This is a genomic window from Mesorhizobium sp. M1A.F.Ca.IN.020.03.2.1 (assembly GCF_004023205.1).
Taxonomy (GTDB): domain Bacteria; phylum Pseudomonadota; class Alphaproteobacteria; order Rhizobiales; family Rhizobiaceae; genus Mesorhizobium.
On the sequence record NZ_RZSV01000020.1, the window covers coordinates 1 to 16,578 of the forward strand.

The following is a 16,578-nucleotide window of genomic DNA, read 5'->3' on the forward strand; positions in this document are numbered from 1 at the left end:
CCTAAGTCTTGCCCACCCGCCACGCGCGCCGCCACGCGCCCATCCGCATCCGGAGCCCCGATGACCGACCTGTCCGCCTTTCCGATCGCCAAGCGCTGGCCGGCCAAGCATCCCGACCGCCTGCAGCTCTATTCATGGCCGACGCCCAACGGCGTGAAGATTTCGATCGCGCTGGAGGAGATCGGCCTGCCTTATGAGCCGCATCCGGTCGACATCGGCAAGAACGAGAGCTGGACGCTGGAATTCCTGTCGCTCAACCCGAATGGCAAGATACCGGCGATCATCGATCCGAACGGGCCCGGCGGCAAGCCGATCGGGCTGTTCGAATCCGGCGCCATCCTGCTCTACCTCAGCGACAAGACCGGCAAGCTGATCCCGGCCGATCCCATCCGGCGCTACGAGACGATCCAGTGGGTGTTCTTCCAGATGGCCGCGATCGGCCCGATCTTCGGACAGGTCGGCTTCTTCAACAAATTCGCCGGGCGCGAGATCGCCGACAAGCGCCCGCTGGAGCGGTATCGCGACGAGTCGCGGCGCCTCATCGGCGTCCTGGAAACGCGGCTCAAGGGCCGGCAATGGATCATGGATGACGAGTTCACCATCGCCGACGTCGCGACGCTGGGCTGGGTGCGCAATCTGATCGGCTTCTACGAAGCGCGCGATCTGGTCGGCTTCAACGATTTCCCCGGTGTCGCGGCATGGCTGGAGCGCGGCCTCGCACGGCCCGCCGTGCAGAGGGGCCTGACTATCCCGGTCAGGAGCTGAGTCGCTCTATTTGGGCTTGGCCTTGGCGCCGCCTCGGCCGAGCACGGATGCGGCAAGCCGCGCGGTGGCCACCACCGCGCCGGTCGCCACGCTTGCCACAGTGCGGATCGGCCCCGAGCTTGCCGCCGGCTTATGCGGCTTCGCGGCCTTCGCGGGGGCCTTGTGCGCGGTGCCGGGCACGACTTTCTTGGGCGCGGCCTTGCCGAAGCTCGGCTTGGCGTCCTTGGAGCGCTCGGCCGTTGCGGTAGCTGCACCAGCTCTGGATTGATTGGCTCTGCTTCTTGCAGGCGCGGGTTTTCTGGTCTTGGTTGCCATAAGACGGTTCCCTGTTATCGCGCAATTCCGGAAGCCGTTACACACTTTCCTGGAATCGCGTCAGTGCCGGACAATTCGGGTCATGGAGATAACGACCTGTAAATCTTAAGGTTCCCGCCCGAAAATGGTGAAAATTGAGCAGGTTAACCAATCACCAGGTCGGCCTCCCGGCGACGCGCCAGCACGCGCTCGATATTGGGCATGTCGTTGGAGGCGATCCAGGCGCGGGCGTCCTCGTCGGACTTGCCATGGCCGCGCCAGCGCTCCATCAGCCGGCGCTCGAGCTCGTCGCGCGGGACATCGACGAAAATGGTGAAATCGAACAGCTCTGCCAGCCGCGACCACGGCTCCTCGTCGAGCAGCAGATAGTTGCCCTCGACCAGGATGAACTTGGTGTCGGCGGAAATGATCTCGGCGGCGGCGCGCGAGAGTTCGATGCTGCGGTCGAAGACCGGAATGGCAATGTCCGGCTCGCCGGAGCGGATCCGCTTCAAAAGCGTCTCGAAGCCGGCAAAATCGAAGGTTTCCGGCGCCCCTTTTCGCGCGCGCAGGCCGCGCCGGTTGAGCACGATGTCGTCATAGTGGAAGCCGTCCATCGGCACGACTTCGGACGTGCCCTCCGGCAGCAATTCATGCAGCCTGCCCGATATGGTCGACTTGCCGGCTCCCGGCGGGCCGGCAATGGCAACGACGAAACGCCTGGCCTTGCCGGCGCGCTTGAAGATGGCGGCAGTGATATGGGCTAAGTCGGACATCAGCGCCTCTTCGCTAGCGACTCCGGCCGCATCTTGGCGGCACTGGGGAGAAATTTCAAACGGTTATAAAGCCGCTGCCGCACGCCCTTGAGATCGGTCGTCATCCTATGGCGGAGCAAGGGCCTCAGGCGGGCACGGAACGGCCGATGCGCAGGAATTCGCCGTCGAACGGTATCTCCTTCGCTGAACCATTCTGGGCAAGGATGCGCAGTCGATCGGTCGCTTGTTCCAGGCCGCTTGGCGGTTCGACGTCCGCTGCCGGAACCGCGCCGATGACATGGCGGAAGGAGACGCTGCGCCCTTCGGCAAGCGCGAAGGCCGTCGCCACGCCTTCATGCTTCAGCCAGTTGTCGCCGAGCGAGGCGGTGTGGCCGACCGCGGCGCGGCCGTCCTCGATGCCAAGCACGCCGACATGGCGGCCGCTCCAGGGCGCGTAGTCGCGCCCGCCATTGCTGAACCACAGCATGGTGACCGGCAGCTCGGCCGGATTCTTCAGCACCAGCACCAGATCCTGCTCGGCGCGGCGGGCGAGCGCCGTCCAGCCCGGCCCGCCATGATCGGCCTCGACCAGGGTGATGAAATCCTCGCGCCGGTCTTCCATGCGGTAGTCGGCGAGATCGGCGGTGCCGCCGGCCGCGAGCGGGAAACGGGTGAGGTCGGTGGTGCGGGCGGGATAGGCCAGACGAAACCGGCCGCGCGCCGGATCGGGCTCCAGAGGGGTCTCAGGCGTGACCGCCAGACGTTTCGGCGAGAAGGCGAGCCGGCCGCCGTCCTGCATCGCCGTCATCGGATGGTGGGCGACGGAAATGGCGCCGGAACCGCCGGAGAAGATGTGTTCCTGGTAGAGGAAGGGATGGTTGTCGCGGAGCGTGAAGACCTTGTCGACGGAAGCACCCATCACCTTGCGGCGCAAGCGGAAGACGGCGCGCCAGCCGCCGGCGATGGCACTGCTTTCGACGACATCCCACTCGCTGTTGGCCGTCCAACCGTGGAGGGGAGCAGCTTCGACATCGCTGGTGGAGAACGGCGCGCAGAGGAAGTCGCCGGACAGGCGCACCGTGCCTTCGGGGAGGTTTTGCGGCAACGTCGCGCGCGGCGAGCCGACCCAGGGCGCGCGGTGCAGCGGCTTCAAGCGGCGGCCATCGGCCTCGATTTCCAGGGCGGCGATATGGCCGACGGCGAGATCGAGGGAGACCGAGATGCCTTTTGCGTTGATGCTGAGGGTGTCCATTGCCAAACCTCGAATCTTCGGTGACAACAAAGCCTGACCGGCGGCAGCGGCGCAAGCAGGGCGATAGGCATTTTGCATCAGGCGAATGCCACCAATTGTCGAACTCGGCGCTGCCGACCTTGAAGGCAATTCAACCTCCTGCAAACCGCCAAAAGCTGGGCAAATGCCTCATTCCCGCCGTTAACCAGTTGGACGGAGCGGATGCGGTACGCTAGCTTCGCCGCATCTCAGCAACCGTTTTTGAACAATCTTGTCCACTCCGCTTTCGCTCCTCCAGAAATTGATGACCGCGCTGGTGCTGCTGCTCCTCATTGCCGGCTGCACCACCGCCGCGCCGCCGGAAACCGTGCTGGCCGTGCCGGCGCAGCCGCAGAAATATGCCGCGATCGTGGTCGACGCTTCGACCGGCAAGACGCTGTTCGAGGTCAATTCGACGGCGCAGCGCTATCCCGCGTCGCTGACCAAGATGATGACGCTCTACATGCTGTTCGAGGCGCTGGAGAGCGGCCGGGTGAGCAAGGAGATGCAGATCCCAGTATCCAACCACGCCGCCTCGCAGCCGCCGACGAAGCTGCGCTTCAGGCGCGGCGAGACGATCGACGTCGATTCCGCCATCCGCGCCATGGTGGTGAAGTCGGCGAACGACGTGGCGGTGGCGGTGGGCGAATATCTCGGCGGCGGCAGCGAGGAGCAGTTCGCCGCCATGATGACCGCCAAGGCGCGCCAGCTCGGCATGACCAGCACCAATTTCCGCAACGCCTGCGGCCTGCCCGACGACGGCCAGGTGACCACGGCGCGCGACATGGCGGTGCTGGGCATCGCGCTCCAGCGCCGCTTCCCGCAGCATTTCCACTATTTCTCCGAAAGCGATTTCATGTTCCGCGGCCGGCTGGTGCGCGGCCATAACGACATGCTGGGACGGGTGCGTGGCGTCGATGGCATCAAGACCGGCTATATCCGCGCCTCCGGCTACAACATCGTCACCTCCTACAATGCCGACGGCAGGCATCTGATCGTGGTGGTGATGGGCGCCCAAAGCGCGCGCCAGCGCAACGACCATGTCGAGGCGCTGATCCAGCGCAGCTTGGCGCCGATGAGCGCCGATGCCCAGACGCGGCTGATGTACGCCGGGCAGCAGCCGGCCGGTTCTGCGCTTCCGGGTTTGCCGGCGCCGGGAGTGCCGGCGCCCAGTTTGCCGGCGCAAGGGTCGTCGCTGCCGGGTTTGCCGGCGCAGTAGCGAAGCCCGGGTGGCGGCGGCCTGCTCAAGCGACCGGCCAGATAGCCCGCCGGCGGTGACCATGGCTCCAGCGAGGCAGGACCGATGCGTTCGGCGGTGGCGCTGCCCCTCACCTGCCTGCCGGCATCCTCTCCCCGTAAGTGACGGGGAGAGGGGCGCTCTCATCGCCGGTTTCGCCAATAGCCAGCGGTGCAGAGGAAGGCGCCGAGCCTGCGCCCAGCCTCCTTCTCCCTATATAGGGAGAAGGTGCCGGCAGGCGGATGAGGGGCGGCGCTGCCCCGAGAGATTTGTTGTTGCTCAGCAAGCCCTTTCAACCGAATCTTCCCAGAATTGGATCTATGTCTTTCCGCGCCGAAAGCAGATCCATCCATCACAACAACTTGTTCGGTCACACCAGCTTCACAGTCGCGATGGATATGCCGCGCCGGCTCGGCGTATCGTATCGAAGCCCGAGAAGAGGAGCACTGAGCATGGCCGGCGACCCAAAGGCATCCGCGCAGACAATAGCCGACAACGAAAACGACTCGGGCGGCGAATATCTCGAGGCGGCCACCGTGCCGGAAGACCAGCATGAGGCGGCGGACGAGATCCTCGAAGCGCCGGAGGTGCCGGATTCCGAGCCGCACCTGCCCGGCACGGCGCGTGCAAAGCCCAAGAAAAAACCGTCGGCGATCAGCGGCCGGAAGTTCCGCAAGCGCGACCTGGTGCGCGTCGACGACCTGAGGCCGAGCCTCGCCGACCGCATCCGCTCCGACCATCCCGACCTGCCGCGCGGCGCCCGCATCAGCCGCGAGGAGCTCGCCCGCTACCGCATGCGCTACATGGAGGAATTGCTGCAGCAGGAGCATGGCGAATTCTCCGAGCTCGACCGCCAGGTGGTGGAATCGATCGCCAGACAGGACACGATCTCGGAGAACTCGGAAGAAGAGTTCGAGGAGCGCCGCTCCTTCGCCGACCGCGTCTCGGACGACATGGCGGCCTTCGGCGGCAGCTGGTGGTTCCTGATCTCGTTCGCGGCGGTGCTTCTGATCTGGATCGGCCTCAACCTCTTCGAGGGCGCGGCCGCCGCCTTTGATCCCTACCCATTCATCCTGCTCAACCTGCTCCTATCCTGCATCGCCGCCATCCAGGCGCCGATCATCATGATGAGCCAGAAGCGGCAGGAGGCGAAGGACCGGCTGCGCTCCTTCAACGACTACCGGGTGAACCTCAAGGCCGAGCTCGAAGTGCGGCACCTGCACGAAAAGCTCGACTACCTGATCTCACGCCAATGGCAGCGCCTGGCCGAGATGCAGCAGATGCAGCTTGATGCCATGCACGAGCTGACCTCGAAGAAGCAGAAGCGGGCGACGCGCGGGGTGCAGCGGAGGGTGGCGAAGAGCGAGGTGGAGGGGTGAGGGCTGGCGAGAGCTTGCGCCTGAACAACGCTCGGAAGTCGCGATGCATTGCCGAAGTGGGGCCGCCGGCCTCCGAGCCTACATCAGTTGGGACCGCTCGCTCTCGACTCCGGCACCTCCACCGGACGAATGCGAGCCTGCCCGCTACGGCGAATATTCCGCCAAGCCAATTGCCCGTTGAAGCCCGGAGCGGCTTCCGCTAAGAAGCCGTGGCTGGCCGGCTCACCGGCTGGTTCGTTTTCCGGTTTCCCGGGAAGCACCCGTAGCTCAGCTGGATAGAGCGCTGCCCTCCGAAGGCAGAGGTCACAGGTTCGAATCCTGTCGGGTGCGCCATCTATTTGGCACCGCTGGCTGCTGGCACTGGCCGGCTAGGCGACCGCAGTTCGCGCGACGCCGTCCGCGCGCAGCTCAGATGGCGCTGAAGGTCAGCGCACGATGCCGCGGCAGGCCCAGGCGACGTTGGCGAAAGACCTCGGCCCATCGGCACGACCGGCCTCATAGGCATCGCGTACTGCAGCCTCCGTGCGGGTCCGCTCGGCTGCGTCGAGCGTGGTCATATATTTGCCGAGCGGGCCTTCGCCGGCGGCAATCGGCGCCCAGTAGTCGTCGAAATTCTGGTAGTCCATGCGGATCATCAGCTCGGTTTCGGTGACGTCGGTCAGGCCCTGTTCGACAAAGGTCCGCTTCATTTCGCCGGGCTGCATCATCGGCTGGAAACAGTAGCGATTGCGCATCTGGCGGCCGCTTTCGCTGAGCGCGGCAACGGTGTCAATCATCATGCGCATGGCCGGCATGCCGCCAAGATGGTCCCACACAACGGCGGCGACCACGCCGCCCGGCCGCGTTACGCGGCGCATCTCGGCCACCGCCTTGCCGGTCTCCGGCACGAAGTGAAGCACCAGCAGCGCAAGGGCGCGATCAAACGCATTGTCCTCGAAAGGCAGCGCCGTGGCGTCCGCCTGCTCAATGGTGATGCGCCGATCGGTGTTCCTCTCCTTCGCCGCCGCGACGAAGACGGCTGAGAAGTCGATGGCCTGGATTTCGGCGAGATCGCGCGACTTCGCCAGTTCGAAGGTCAGGCTGCCGGTACCGCAGCCGACGTCGAGGATCTTCTCGCCGCCGGCCAGGCCGACGAAGTCGATGAACTTGGGCGCGAGCCTGCGGCTCCAGCGGCCCATGAGCTGCTCATAGCCGGATGCGGCGTGAACGGTGAAGCTTGATGTCATCCCGTCCTCCCTTGCTGGTTTCAGCCTAGACCCACGCGGGAACCATGCCAAGCAACGAAACCAGCCGATCGTCCCGAGATCGCACAGGTTGGGCGTTGGCAGGAGCATACGACGCCGAGGCCGAGCGCCAGGTCGGTCTATCGCAACCAGAAATCGCCGCCGAGCGAGCCCGGATCGCCGAGATGAACGCGTTGTCGGAGGGCGTTCCTGTTTCGCCGCCGCAAACGAGGATGCCGACGCGTTCCGCGGCGTGATCGAGATCGCCTTGTGCGTTTCGCTGCCGCAGATCACCAGAGCGCATATGGCCGCAAAACTGGCCGAGCTGGGCGATCGCCGCTTGCCGCCGAATGCCAGCATCATCGATCGCGCCCGGATGGCATCCCTGCCTGCCGGCTGATCTTGTCGCAGTCCGGATTGCAACCTGTCCGCGACGTCTACGAGTGGAGACTTCGCTCACGCAGGCGTCGTTTTGCCGGTCGAAAGCGCTTCGAACACCTCGCCGGTTTCGGCCACGAGCGTCTGCATCAATTCGCCGGCAGGAAGCTCCCGGTTCAAGGCGGCCGCCTGCCCATAGAGATGGAAGGCGAAATCTCCTTTTGCACCGGCCTCGCCGAGCGGAGCGCTGAGCGCAACCATTTGCGGGAAGTCGGGGAGGTGCGCCCGGTTCACCTCCATCTCCAAGGCGAAGCGGGTGCGTCTCGCCCGCGCCGCGCGGCCGGTGAAGGCATCGGTGACCATCGTGTCCATGTCCGTGGCGGCGCGGATCAGGGCTTGGCGCGGTCCGTCCGTGCCGGCCTCGTCGCAAGACAGGAAGCCGGTGCCGATCTGCACGCCGCTGGCGCCAAGCGCGAAGGCGGCCGCTATGCCGCGGCCGTCGGCGATGCCTCCGGCGGCAATGACCGGCAGCTTGACGGCATCCACGACCTGGGGAACCAGCGCCAACGTTCCCACGCCGTCACCGGGACGGTTGGGGGCGTGCGATCCCCTGTGGCCACCTGCCTCCCAGCCCTGAGCTATGACCGCGTCGGCTCCGCCGTCGGCGAGTTGGCGCGCCTCGGCGACATTCGTCGCGGTGCTGAGAACCACGATCCCCGCCTGCTTCAACTTGGCGACCGCGGCCGCGTCCGGAATGCCGAAATGGAAGCTGACGACCGGTGGGCGGATCTCGAGCAGCAGTTCAAGCTTTTCTTCGTCGAAACCCGGTCCGATCGGCGGAAGCCTCCGCGAGGGTTCGTCGAGCGACAGCTCCTCGTAGTAGGGCCGCAGCCTGTCGATGACCTGGGTCAGTACGGCGTCGCTGGTGTCCGGTCTGGGAAAAACAAAGAAATTGAGGTTGAAGGGACGCTCGGTCGAGGCGCGCAGCTGGCGCGCAGCGGTGCGCAAGCCGTCCGGCAGCATCGATGCGCAGCCGAGCGATCCCAGCCCGCCGGCGTTGCTCACCGCGGCGGCGAGTTCCGGAGTCGCCGAGCCGGCCATCGGAGCCTGGATGATCGGGTGCTCGATCTTTAAGAGATCGCATAAACGACGGTTAGGCCACACGAGCGTTTTTCCTGTGTCGGGAAAGGAACACGCGCAGTCCATCATAGGCCCGGATCAAGACGGGGTCACCGGAATTGTGCGAGGCACGCTCCCACGCTCTCCCGCTCCACCAGCGGGCATTCAAGCTTGGTGATGGGATAGCGGCCGCGGCCGGGCGTCGGCGGTGCCTCCAATTGCTCGATCGCCCATTGGCCCATCGCCAGATGCGGCAGGATCGATGTGGTCAGCGGCGGGAAGAGGTGGCGGGCGATCTCCTCGTCGTCATAGCCGATCACGGAAATGTCGCCGGGGATATGCAGGCCCGCCTCCTTCAGCGCTTCGTAACAGCCGATTGCCGTGCGGTCGTTCTGGCAGAAGATGGCGGTCGGGCGGTCCTTCAGCGCAAGCAGCTTCACCGTCGCGGCATAACCGGCGCTGGCCGACCAGTCGCCCTCCACCACCAGGTCCGGATCGAAGGGGATGTCGGCGGTGGCCAAAGCGCGGCGATAGCCCTTCAGCCGATCCTGCGCCGCCTGCATCCAGGGCTCGCCGGTGATGGTGGCGATGCGGCGGTGGCCGCGGCTGATCAGATGCCGGGTGGAGCTCTGGCCGCCGGCGATCTCGGAAGGCACCACGGCCGGGAAGGCATAATCGGCGGTGTAGCAGTTGAGCAGGATGACCGGAATGTCGAGGCTGTAGAGGAACTCGGGCGCGGTGATCTCGCGGGTGAAGATGGTCATGTAGATCAGCGCCGAGAGGCCGCGCCGGGTGAGCGCCTGGATGGCACGCGGCTCCATGACGGCGTCACCCATGGTCTGCGCCACCAAGAGCACGTTGCCGGCATTCCACGAGGCCTGGCGCGCGCCCTCGATGGCCACAACCGCCTCGGGGCTGGTGGCGAGCTGGTCGACGGCAAAGCCGATGACGCCATCCAGCCCTTCGAAGGGCGTGACGGGCGGACGCAACGCTGAAAAGACCGGCGGCGAATAGCCCAGCGCTCTAGCTGCCTCGATCACGCGGTCGCGCGTCTGCTGCGACAGCCTGATGCCCGGCGAATTGTTGAGCACGAAAGAGACCGTCGCCTGCGAGCAGCCGGCGGCTCTCGCTATATCGGTCATGGTGACCCGGCCCTTGGGCTTGGCCGATGGCTTGCGGCGTCTGGACGTTTGCCGTGGATCGCGCAGTTGCGTCGGTTCGCTCATGGTCGTTCCCAAACCTGCCGGGCTGTTACGCAAAGCCCGCCACCCAGCAGGAATGCTTATAACTATTATCACATGAAAGGGCGTTGGCGCCAGCCACGGCACGCGGCGACAAAATGGCCAAAAAGGTCAGCAAAGCTGTCAGTTTTCACCAGTTTTGCCGACCCGACCAGCGCAAATCCTGCTTCCGCCGGCGCCCACCGCGGCACCCGGTTCGCCGTGGTTGGGGCGCCTGGCCGAACCCGCGACTAATACTATTTACTAATATCGGTAAGCGATCTACTGTCAACGCGTCGCCGAGCAAGCTGCGGCGACGGCATCTGGGAGGAGCGCAGGTTCGCTGCCCGGCAATTTGCCGGAAGAGGGCTGCCCTCGTCCTCACGAAAATGTCAGACAAATCGGACTATTTACGAACGTCAAATCTGTGTCTAGTGTTTCGGTCGCGGCTGGATCGGCCCCGGACTTAGGTGCCAGACCCTTGAGGAGGAGGGCGTCCAGGCCGCAGCCGAGACAGCAGCGATGAGTTTCAAAAGGGAGGTTGAAGCATGAAATCCATGATACGCAACGCGTCCGTCGCCGCGGCGGCCTTGGCTATTGGCCTGACGGCCAGCGCAGCCGTGCGCGCCGACGACAAGCCGACGCTGGCCTTTGTCGTCAACGGCGCGTCAGACTTCTGGAAGGCGGCGGAAGCCGGCGTGAAGAAGGCGCAGGGCGAACTGCCCGACTACAATCTCGAGCTGAAATATCCCGAGCAGTCGTCGGTCGCCATCCAGCAGCGCCTGATGGACGACCTGGTGACGGCCGGCGTGAAGGGCATCATGGTGTCGGCGGTCGACCCCAAGACCTCGACCGACGGGCTGAACAAGATCGCGTCGCAGACGGCTCTGTTCACCACCGACAGCGACGCCCCGCAGACCAAGCGCGTCGCCTATATCGGCTCGTCCAACGTCGATGCCGGCAAGCAGGCGGCCGAGATCGCCAAGAAGGCGATGCCGAACGGCGGCAAGTGCCTGGGCTTCGTCGGCCTGCTCGGCGCCGACAATGCCAAGGAGCGCATCGAGGGCATGAAGGAGGGGCTTGCCGGCAGCAAGATCGAGCTGGTGGACGTGCGCGGCGACGACATCGACCAGGCACGGGCCAAGAAGAATGTCGAGGACGCGCTGGTCGCCAGCCCCGACATCACCTGCATGGTCGGCTTCTACTCCTACAATACGCCGCGCATCTATGAGGCGCTTCGCGACGCCGGCAAGCTCGGCCAGATCACCGTCGTCGGCTTCGACGACGATCCGATCACGCTGGGGGGCGTCAAGGAAGGCACGGTTGCCGCGACCGTGGTGCAGCAGCCCTTCGAATGGGCCTATCAGGGCATGAAGCTGATGGCCGCCTACCTCAAGGGCGACAAGTCGGGCATTCCGGCCAACGGCTTGATCATCGTGCCGACCAAGATCATCGGCAAGGACGATGTCGACGCCTATGCCGCCAACCTGAAGGCGATGGCCGGCAAGTAATCGATGCACAGTTGCGCCGGCTCAAGCTTCGCCTTGAGCCGGCGTCCGTATTGACGGGCCGCATGCGGCCCGTCAGTCTGCAGCCCACCGGCTGCCGATAAGCGCGATGAACAATGGCGTGATGAATTATTCCGACCCATCCATCATCCAATCCGCTCCGTTCCTGAGCCTCGAGGCCGTGCGCAAGACCTATCCCGGCGTCGTGGCGTTGGACGGGTTCTCGATGGAGGTCAGGCCGGGCGAGGTGATCGGGCTGGTCGGCGAGAACGGCGCCGGCAAATCGACATTGATGAAGATCCTCGGCGGCGTGACGCGGCCGGACAGCGGCTCCGTCACCGTCGACGGCGTCGCGCATGACGGCTTGACCGTGGAAGCCAGCATCGGCTCCGGCATCGCCTTCGTGCATCAGGAGCTCAACCTGTTCGAAAACCTCGACGTCGCCGCCAACATCTTCTTCGGCCGCGAGCCGCTCAAGGCCGGGCCGCTGAAGCTGGTCGACCGCGCCAAGCTGCGCGAGATGGTGGCGCCGCTCCTGAAACGCGTCGGAGCCAATTTCTCGGCCGACGCGCCGGTCGCCTCGCTGTCGCTGGCGCAGCAGCAGATGGTCGAGATCGCCAAGGCGCTGTCGATCAAGGCGCGGCTGGTGATCCTCGACGAGCCGACCTCCAGCCTGCCAATCGCCGAGACCGAAAAGCTGCTCGACGTGATCAAGGGACTGCGGGCGGAAGGCATCAGCGTCATCTTCATCTCGCACCGCCTGCACGAGGTCGAGCGCGTCGCCGACCGCGTCGTGGTGCTGCGCGACGGCATGCTGGCCGGCACGCTGCCGAAGAGCGACATCAATCACGACCAGATGGTCAAGCTGATGATCGGGCGCATGCTGAAGGAGCGCGAGAAAGCCGCGGAGGCGGGTCGCGCGCCGGGCGGCGTCGCACTCTCGGCGACAGCGGTGCGCACCAGCGCCTATCCCGACCACCCGGTCGACCTGGAGCTTCGGCGCGGCGAAATCCTCGGCCTTGCCGGGCTGGTCGGCTCCGGCCGCACGGAGCTCGCGCGCGTCCTGTTCGGCATCGACGAGCGGCTCGGCGGCAGTGTCGCGCTGGACGGCAAGGCGCTCAATGTCGGATCGGCCGCCGATGCGGTGGCGAGCGGCATCTTCCTGGTACCCGAAGACCGCAAGCTGACCGGCATCCTGCTCGACCTCTCGATCGCGCAAAACATTTCGCTGCCCAATATGCCGGCGCATGCGAAGCGCTCGCTGGTGTCGACCAGCGCGGAGCTCGCCACCGCCGAGAAGCAGAAGAAGGATCTCGGCATCAAGGCGCCATCGGTCCTGACCCGCACCGGCACGCTGTCCGGCGGCAACCAGCAGAAGGTGGTTCTGGCCAAATGGCTGGCGATGAACCCCAAGGTGATGATCCTCGACGAGCCGACGCGCGGCATCGATATCGGCGCCAAGGCCGAGATCTACGCGCTGATGCGGGCGCTGGCCGATGCCGGCGTCGCGGTGCTGATGATCTCCAGCGACATGGAAGAGGTGATCGGCGTCTCGGACCGCATCGCGGTCATGCATGAGGGGCAGATCTCCGGCATCCTCGACCGGGACGATTTCAGCCAGGAGAACGTGCTGTTGCTGGCGGTGGGCAAGAAGCCGAAGCTGGCGCAAGCCGCGGGAGGAGCGCAATGAGCAAGAAAGACCTCGGCCTGCTGGTCCTGATCCTGGTGGTCGGCGCGGTGGTCACGGCTATAAATCCGCGCTTCCTGTCGACGATCAATCTCGCGAACACCTCCAACCTGGTCGCGCTGTTCGGCATCCTTTCGATCGGCCAGGCCTTCGTCATCATCACCGGCGGCATCGAGCTTTCGGTCGGTTCGCTGATCGCGCTGCTCGGCACGCTGTTCATCGACTTCATCGCCGTGCGCGAGATGGACTGGCCGTTGGCCTTCGTGCTGATCATCGTGCTCGGCGCCATCATCGGCTTCGTGCATGGCTGGCTGATCACGCGGCTCAAGATGCAGCCCTTCGTGGTGACGCTTTGCGGCCTGCTGATCTACCGCGGCGTCGCCCGTTTCTACACCGCCGACGGCACGGCGGGCTTCGCTTTCGGCCAGAATTTCCCGGATCTCGAATTCCTGACCGCCGGCCGCTCCGGCGGGTTGCCGAATTCCTTCATCGCGCTGATCGTGATCGCCATCGTCATGTGGGTGGTGCTGCACCGCTCGGTGTTCGGGCGCTATCTCTATGCCATCGGCAAGAATGAGGAAGCGGCGAAGTATTCGGGCATCCGCACCGGACGCGTGGTGATCGCGGCATACGTGATCTGCGGTGTGCTGACGGCGCTGTCGGCGATCTACTTCGCCATGTACACGCGCTCGATCTCGCCGGCGAGCCACGGCCAGTTCTATGAGCTCTACGCCATCGCCGCGGCGGTGCTCGGCGGCTTCTCGCTGCGCGGGGGCGAGGGCTCGCTCGTAGGCGTCATCCTCGGCACCGTGCTGCTGCAGGAACTGCAAAACCTCGTCAATCTGCTCGGCATCCCGTCCTCCCTGAACTTCGCGGTGATGGGCGGCGTGATCCTGATCGGCGTGCTGGTCGACCAGCAGTGGGGTGTGTTCCGCGCCCGGCGCCGGATGATGGAGGCGTCGCGCCGGAACGTCGCCGGCGCGCCGGCGGAGTAGCTTCCCTCGTCCGATCTCGGCAGGCAGCGGGGCAGATTTCAACTTCGCGTGCTGCACACATTTTTTGGACGTTGGCGCCGACATCAACAAGTCTCGGCCCAACCTCCCACTCGCAAGCCGGCATCACCTGAATCAATACACCTCAGATCATGTCCGAAAGGTCCGAAAACGCCATCGCCTTGCGCAGCACCTCGGCGAAACGGTCGCCGGCGATCTCTCTGGCGCCGCTGTTGTCGATGGAGGTGACATCCAGCCCGGAAAGCGTCACGCTGGTGCTGCGCGCCAGACGCGCCAGCACCTCGCCGCGCGATTCACGGCCGCGCGCCGCCAGCCGCTCGGCGAGGATCTCCGGCGCAGCGGTGATCTCGACCACCGCCAGGTTGGCATAGCGCTCACGCAGCGCCGGGATGACGGCACGGGAAACGTTGGCAACGGCGACATGACCATTGGCGATCGCCCAATCGACATCGGCCGGCAGGCCATAGCGCAGGCCGTGCGCGTCCCAGCAGATGACGAAGGCGCCGTCCGCTTCCGCCTCGGCGAAGGCGGCGTCGGCCAGCGTATCGTGGTCCTCGCTGGCGGAGTCGCTCGGACGGGTGATGACGCGGCGGACGAACTCCAGCCCCGTCTCGCCGGCAAAATGCGCCTTGGCGTAGCCGATCACCGTGTCCTTGCCGGCGCCGCTCGGCCCGACCACCACGACGAACACGCCGTTGCGGATCGGAAGCGTCTCGGTGAGCTCGCGTTCGATCAGCGCAGAAACCATCATGCGACGCGCCTGCCCTGACGCCAGACGTTGCGCACGACCGGCACATGCTGGTCGACGCGCACGCGCACGAGGTCGGCGCGCCGGCCGGGCTCGATGACACCGCGATCGCTAAGGCCGACCGCTTCCGCCGGGTTCTTCGAGACCATGGCGACCGCCTGCGGCAGCGAAATGCCTTCCACGACATCGCCGAGGAAGAAGGCGGACTGGATCAGGCCGAAGGGGATATAGTCGGACGACAGGATGTCGAGCAAACCGTCGCCGGCAAGCGAGCGCGCCGACACATTGCCCGAATGCGAGGAGCCGCGCATGACGTTGGGCGCGCCCATCAGCACGCCGAGGCCTGCCGCCTTCGAGGCCCTCGCCGCCTCCTCGGTGGTCGGGAATTCGGCAACGCGCACGCCCTGCTCCACCGCCTCGTCGACATGGCCGGCCGTCGCATCGTCGTGGCTGGCAAGCACGATGCCGCGCTCGCGGCAGGCGGCGGAAATGAAGACGCGGTTCGGCCCGGAATTCTTGGCCGATTCCGCCATACGCTTCTCGCAGAATTTCTGGAAGTCGCGGTCGGTCAGCTTCAGCTTGCGCTGGTAGTAATAGGCGTAGGTCTCGAGATCGACGAACTGGCGCTGGCCCGGCGCGTGGTCCATCAGCGAGGCGAGCTTCACCCTGTCGTCGGTCTCGAAATTGGCGAAGGCCTCGAGGCAGTCCGGCGCCGAGACCTCGCAGCGCAGATGGATGAAGTGGTCGGCCCTGAGCCGATCCTGGCGCACGCTGTCCTCGATCGCGTCGGCGAGCTTGCGCACGTCGTCGGACTTCAGGTCGGCATCCTCGTCCATGCCGACACGCAAGGCGTCGAGCACCGTGGTGATGCCGGCGGTCGCCACCTGCGCATCGTGGGCGAGCACGGCGGCGATCGGGTTCCAGCGCACTTTCGGACGCGGCGCGTAATGGCCTTCGAGGTGATCGGTGTGCAGTTCTACGAGACCCGGGATGATGTAGTCGCCGCCCATGTCCTCGCCGGTGCGGGCCGCACCCGGCTCGATCGCGGCGATCAGCCCATCGCGCAGCAGCAGCGAGCCCGCGACGATCTCGTCGGGCAGCACGATGCGGGCATTGTTCAAAACGGTCTCGGCGGTCATTTCAGCAGTCCTATCTCAGGCGGGCGGACATCAGGCGGTTTTTCTGGCCGGGCCGCGTCCAAGCACGTGGTGCGAGAGCACCATGAAGGGCGCGCCCGGTTCGGTTTCGACGAACAGCGTCAGCGCATCCACCGGCACCGGACGCTGCAGCACATCCGCGAACAGGCTGTCGATTGCAGCGCGAAGGCGCGGGCTTTCCTGTGGCCCGACCCGTCCGGAGAGCGTCATGTGGAAGCGGAACGTCTCGAAGACGTAGGGATAACCCCACTGGCAGAGGTTGCGGAACTCATCCGGCTTCAGCGAGTCTGGGCTGCGGCGCTCGATCTCGGCCTCGGTCAGCGGCGCGCGGAAGCGGTCGAAAGCGCGCACGACCTCGCCGGCGAAACTGTTGAGCGGCTCGAAAGGACTTTCCGGCACCAGCGCGAAAAAGCCGTCGATCTGGCCGACGACCAAACGCGGGATGACGACTGGCGGCGTGACCTCGGCGAAATCGTCGAGCGCCGCCCGCAGCGAGGCTTCCGATTCGCTGGGCGCCAGCCGGAACGGCGCCTTCAGCGTCGCGTGGAAGCCGTAGCGCCGAGCCGAGGCGGTGTGGAAGGCAACTTCCGCCGCCGACAGGGCACCCACACCCTCGACCGGCCGCGTCGGCGCGCCGAACGGGTCGCGCCCCAGCCAGTTGGCGGCGATCCGCGCCAACGGCTCATCCTGCCGCGGGGTAAAGTAAATGGCATAGCGCATCGAAAATCCTCGTCAGACCGCTGCCATAGGTGATTTCCATGACGGATTGACGAAGCTTTCATGGGTTTTCGAAGGCAACCCAGGCTCCGGCGGTCCTTAGCCGAC

At 65.6% G+C, this 16,578-nt stretch carries 16 protein-coding genes and 1 tRNA gene; 8 read left to right on the forward strand and 9 right to left on the reverse strand.

The window, feature by feature from the left end; translation table 11 throughout:
- Positions 1 to 60: 60 nt before the first annotated feature.
- Complete coding sequence (locus EOA79_RS05660; protein ID WP_128292932.1) at positions 61 to 765, forward strand: glutathione S-transferase N-terminal domain-containing protein; 705 nt, start codon at positions 61 to 63, stop codon at positions 763 to 765.
- Between the two features lie 6 nt (positions 766 to 771).
- Here EOA79_RS05660 and EOA79_RS05665 read toward each other — a convergent pair whose 3' ends face one another.
- The 3 genes from EOA79_RS05665 to EOA79_RS05675 form a co-directional block, all read right to left on the reverse strand.
- A complete protein-coding gene (locus tag EOA79_RS05665; protein WP_066999117.1) occupies positions 772 to 1,080 on the reverse strand; it encodes a hypothetical protein in 309 nt (102 codons plus the stop codon).
- 143 nt (positions 1,081 to 1,223) lie between these two features.
- A complete protein-coding gene (locus tag EOA79_RS05670; RefSeq protein ID WP_127216826.1) occupies positions 1,224 to 1,835 on the reverse strand; it encodes a nucleoside triphosphate hydrolase in 612 nt (203 codons plus the stop codon).
- Between the two features lie 124 nt (positions 1,836 to 1,959).
- Complete coding sequence (locus EOA79_RS05675; RefSeq protein ID WP_095825536.1) at positions 1,960 to 3,066, reverse strand: hypothetical protein; 1,107 nt, start codon at positions 3,064 to 3,066, stop codon at positions 1,960 to 1,962.
- A gap of 283 nt (positions 3,067 to 3,349) precedes the next feature.
- On the opposite strand from EOA79_RS05675, the gene EOA79_RS05680 reads away from it, so the two are divergent.
- The 3 genes from EOA79_RS05680 (at position 3,350) to EOA79_RS05690 (ending at position 6,033) form a co-directional block, all read left to right on the forward strand.
- Positions 3,350 to 4,303, forward strand: a complete 954-nt coding sequence (locus EOA79_RS05680) for a D-alanyl-D-alanine carboxypeptidase family protein (RefSeq protein WP_127335609.1) — start codon at positions 3,350 to 3,352, stop codon at positions 4,301 to 4,303.
- Positions 4,304 to 4,773: 470 nt separating this feature from the next.
- Positions 4,774 to 5,700, forward strand: a complete 927-nt coding sequence (locus EOA79_RS05685) for a DUF1003 domain-containing protein (RefSeq protein WP_095825534.1) — start codon at positions 4,774 to 4,776, stop codon at positions 5,698 to 5,700.
- A gap of 256 nt (positions 5,701 to 5,956) precedes the next feature.
- Positions 5,957 to 6,033 (forward strand) — tRNA-Arg (locus tag EOA79_RS05690).
- Positions 6,034 to 6,125: 92 nt separating this feature from the next.
- Here the strand turns inward: EOA79_RS05690 and EOA79_RS05695 are convergent.
- A complete protein-coding gene (locus tag EOA79_RS05695; protein WP_095825533.1) occupies positions 6,126 to 6,926 on the reverse strand; it encodes a class I SAM-dependent methyltransferase in 801 nt (266 codons plus the stop codon).
- Between the two features lie 250 nt (positions 6,927 to 7,176).
- Here EOA79_RS05695 and EOA79_RS32670 point away from each other — a divergent pair, with 250 nt between their 5' ends.
- The gene (locus tag EOA79_RS32670) at positions 7,177 to 7,323 is read left to right on the forward strand and encodes a hypothetical protein (protein WP_164748409.1); all 147 of its coding nucleotides are present in this window, start codon (positions 7,177 to 7,179) and stop codon (positions 7,321 to 7,323) included.
- A 56-nt stretch (positions 7,324 to 7,379) separates the two neighbouring features.
- Here the strand turns inward: EOA79_RS32670 and EOA79_RS05700 are convergent, their stop codons facing one another.
- Both EOA79_RS05700 and EOA79_RS05705 read right to left on the reverse strand, forming a co-directional pair.
- Positions 7,380 to 8,465, reverse strand: a complete 1,086-nt coding sequence (locus EOA79_RS05700; protein WP_245479243.1) for a nitronate monooxygenase — start codon at positions 8,463 to 8,465, stop codon at positions 7,380 to 7,382.
- Between the two features lie 65 nt (positions 8,466 to 8,530).
- Complete coding sequence (locus EOA79_RS05705; protein WP_067323938.1) at positions 8,531 to 9,646, reverse strand: LacI family DNA-binding transcriptional regulator; 1,116 nt, start codon at positions 9,644 to 9,646, stop codon at positions 8,531 to 8,533.
- A gap of 542 nt (positions 9,647 to 10,188) precedes the next feature.
- Here EOA79_RS05705 and EOA79_RS05710 point away from each other — a divergent pair.
- The 3 genes from EOA79_RS05710 to EOA79_RS05720 all read left to right on the forward strand — a co-directional run bounded on the left by EOA79_RS05710 (position 10,189) and on the right by EOA79_RS05720 (position 13,830).
- Complete coding sequence (locus EOA79_RS05710; protein ID WP_067323936.1) at positions 10,189 to 11,151, forward strand: sugar-binding protein; 963 nt, start codon at positions 10,189 to 10,191, stop codon at positions 11,149 to 11,151.
- 121 nt (positions 11,152 to 11,272) lie between these two features.
- Positions 11,273 to 12,838, forward strand: a complete 1,566-nt coding sequence (locus EOA79_RS05715; protein ID WP_127335908.1) for a sugar ABC transporter ATP-binding protein — start codon at positions 11,273 to 11,275, stop codon at positions 12,836 to 12,838.
- Positions 12,835 to 13,830, forward strand: a complete 996-nt coding sequence (locus EOA79_RS05720; protein ID WP_067323934.1) for an ABC transporter permease — start codon at positions 12,835 to 12,837, stop codon at positions 13,828 to 13,830. Before EOA79_RS05715 ends, EOA79_RS05720 begins: the two co-directional genes overlap by 4 nt.
- A gap of 142 nt (positions 13,831 to 13,972) precedes the next feature.
- Here the strand turns inward: EOA79_RS05720 and phnN are convergent, their stop codons facing one another.
- From phnN to EOA79_RS05735, 3 genes are read right to left on the reverse strand one after another with little or no spacing between them, the layout of a single operon-like run.
- On the reverse strand, positions 13,973 to 14,599 hold the full coding sequence (phnN, locus tag EOA79_RS05725; protein WP_164748510.1) for a phosphonate metabolism protein/1,5-bisphosphokinase (PRPP-forming) PhnN: 627 nt from the start codon (positions 14,597 to 14,599) through the stop codon (positions 13,973 to 13,975).
- The gene (locus EOA79_RS05730; RefSeq protein ID WP_095825532.1) at positions 14,596 to 15,735 is read right to left on the reverse strand and encodes an alpha-D-ribose 1-methylphosphonate 5-triphosphate diphosphatase; all 1,140 of its coding nucleotides are present in this window, start codon (positions 15,733 to 15,735) and stop codon (positions 14,596 to 14,598) included. The genes phnN and EOA79_RS05730 overlap by 4 nt, the downstream gene beginning before the upstream one ends.
- Before the next feature lie 30 nt (positions 15,736 to 15,765).
- Positions 15,766 to 16,473: a DUF1045 domain-containing protein gene (locus EOA79_RS05735; RefSeq protein ID WP_067323928.1), complete on the reverse strand. Its 708-nt coding sequence runs from the start codon at positions 16,471 to 16,473 to the stop codon at positions 15,766 to 15,768.
- Positions 16,474 to 16,578: the final 105 nt, after the last annotated feature.

Excerpts from the sequence above, each read along its gene's own strand:
- EOA79_RS05660 (WP_128292932.1), top strand. The coding sequence starts at position 61 with ATGACCGACCTGTCCGCCTTTCCGATCGCCAAGCGCTGGCCGGCCAAG.
- EOA79_RS05665 (WP_066999117.1), bottom strand. The coding sequence starts at position 1,080 with ATGGCAACCAAGACCAGAAAACCCGCGCCTGCAAGAAGCAGAGCCAAT.
- EOA79_RS05670 (WP_127216826.1), bottom strand. The coding sequence starts at position 1,835 with ATGTCCGACTTAGCCCATATCACTGCCGCCATCTTCAAGCGCGCCGGC.
- EOA79_RS05675 (WP_095825536.1), bottom strand. The coding sequence starts at position 3,066 with ATGGACACCCTCAGCATCAACGCAAAAGGCATCTCGGTCTCCCTCGAT.
- EOA79_RS05680 (WP_127335609.1), top strand. The coding sequence starts at position 3,350 with ATGACCGCGCTGGTGCTGCTGCTCCTCATTGCCGGCTGCACCACCGCC.
- EOA79_RS05685 (WP_095825534.1), top strand. The coding sequence starts at position 4,774 with ATGGCCGGCGACCCAAAGGCATCCGCGCAGACAATAGCCGACAACGAA.
- EOA79_RS05695 (WP_095825533.1), bottom strand. The coding sequence starts at position 6,926 with ATGACATCAAGCTTCACCGTTCACGCCGCATCCGGCTATGAGCAGCTC.
- EOA79_RS05705 (WP_067323938.1), bottom strand. The coding sequence starts at position 9,646 with ATGAGCGAACCGACGCAACTGCGCGATCCACGGCAAACGTCCAGACGC.
- EOA79_RS05710 (WP_067323936.1), top strand. The coding sequence starts at position 10,189 with ATGAAATCCATGATACGCAACGCGTCCGTCGCCGCGGCGGCCTTGGCT.
- EOA79_RS05715 (WP_127335908.1), top strand. The coding sequence starts at position 11,273 with ATGAATTATTCCGACCCATCCATCATCCAATCCGCTCCGTTCCTGAGC.
- EOA79_RS05720 (WP_067323934.1), top strand. The coding sequence starts at position 12,835 with ATGAGCAAGAAAGACCTCGGCCTGCTGGTCCTGATCCTGGTGGTCGGC.
- phnN (WP_164748510.1), bottom strand. The coding sequence starts at position 14,599 with ATGATGGTTTCTGCGCTGATCGAACGCGAGCTCACCGAGACGCTTCCG.
- EOA79_RS05730 (WP_095825532.1), bottom strand. The coding sequence starts at position 15,735 with ATGACCGCCGAGACCGTTTTGAACAATGCCCGCATCGTGCTGCCCGAC.
- EOA79_RS05735 (WP_067323928.1), bottom strand. The coding sequence starts at position 16,473 with ATGCGCTATGCCATTTACTTTACCCCGCGGCAGGATGAGCCGTTGGCG.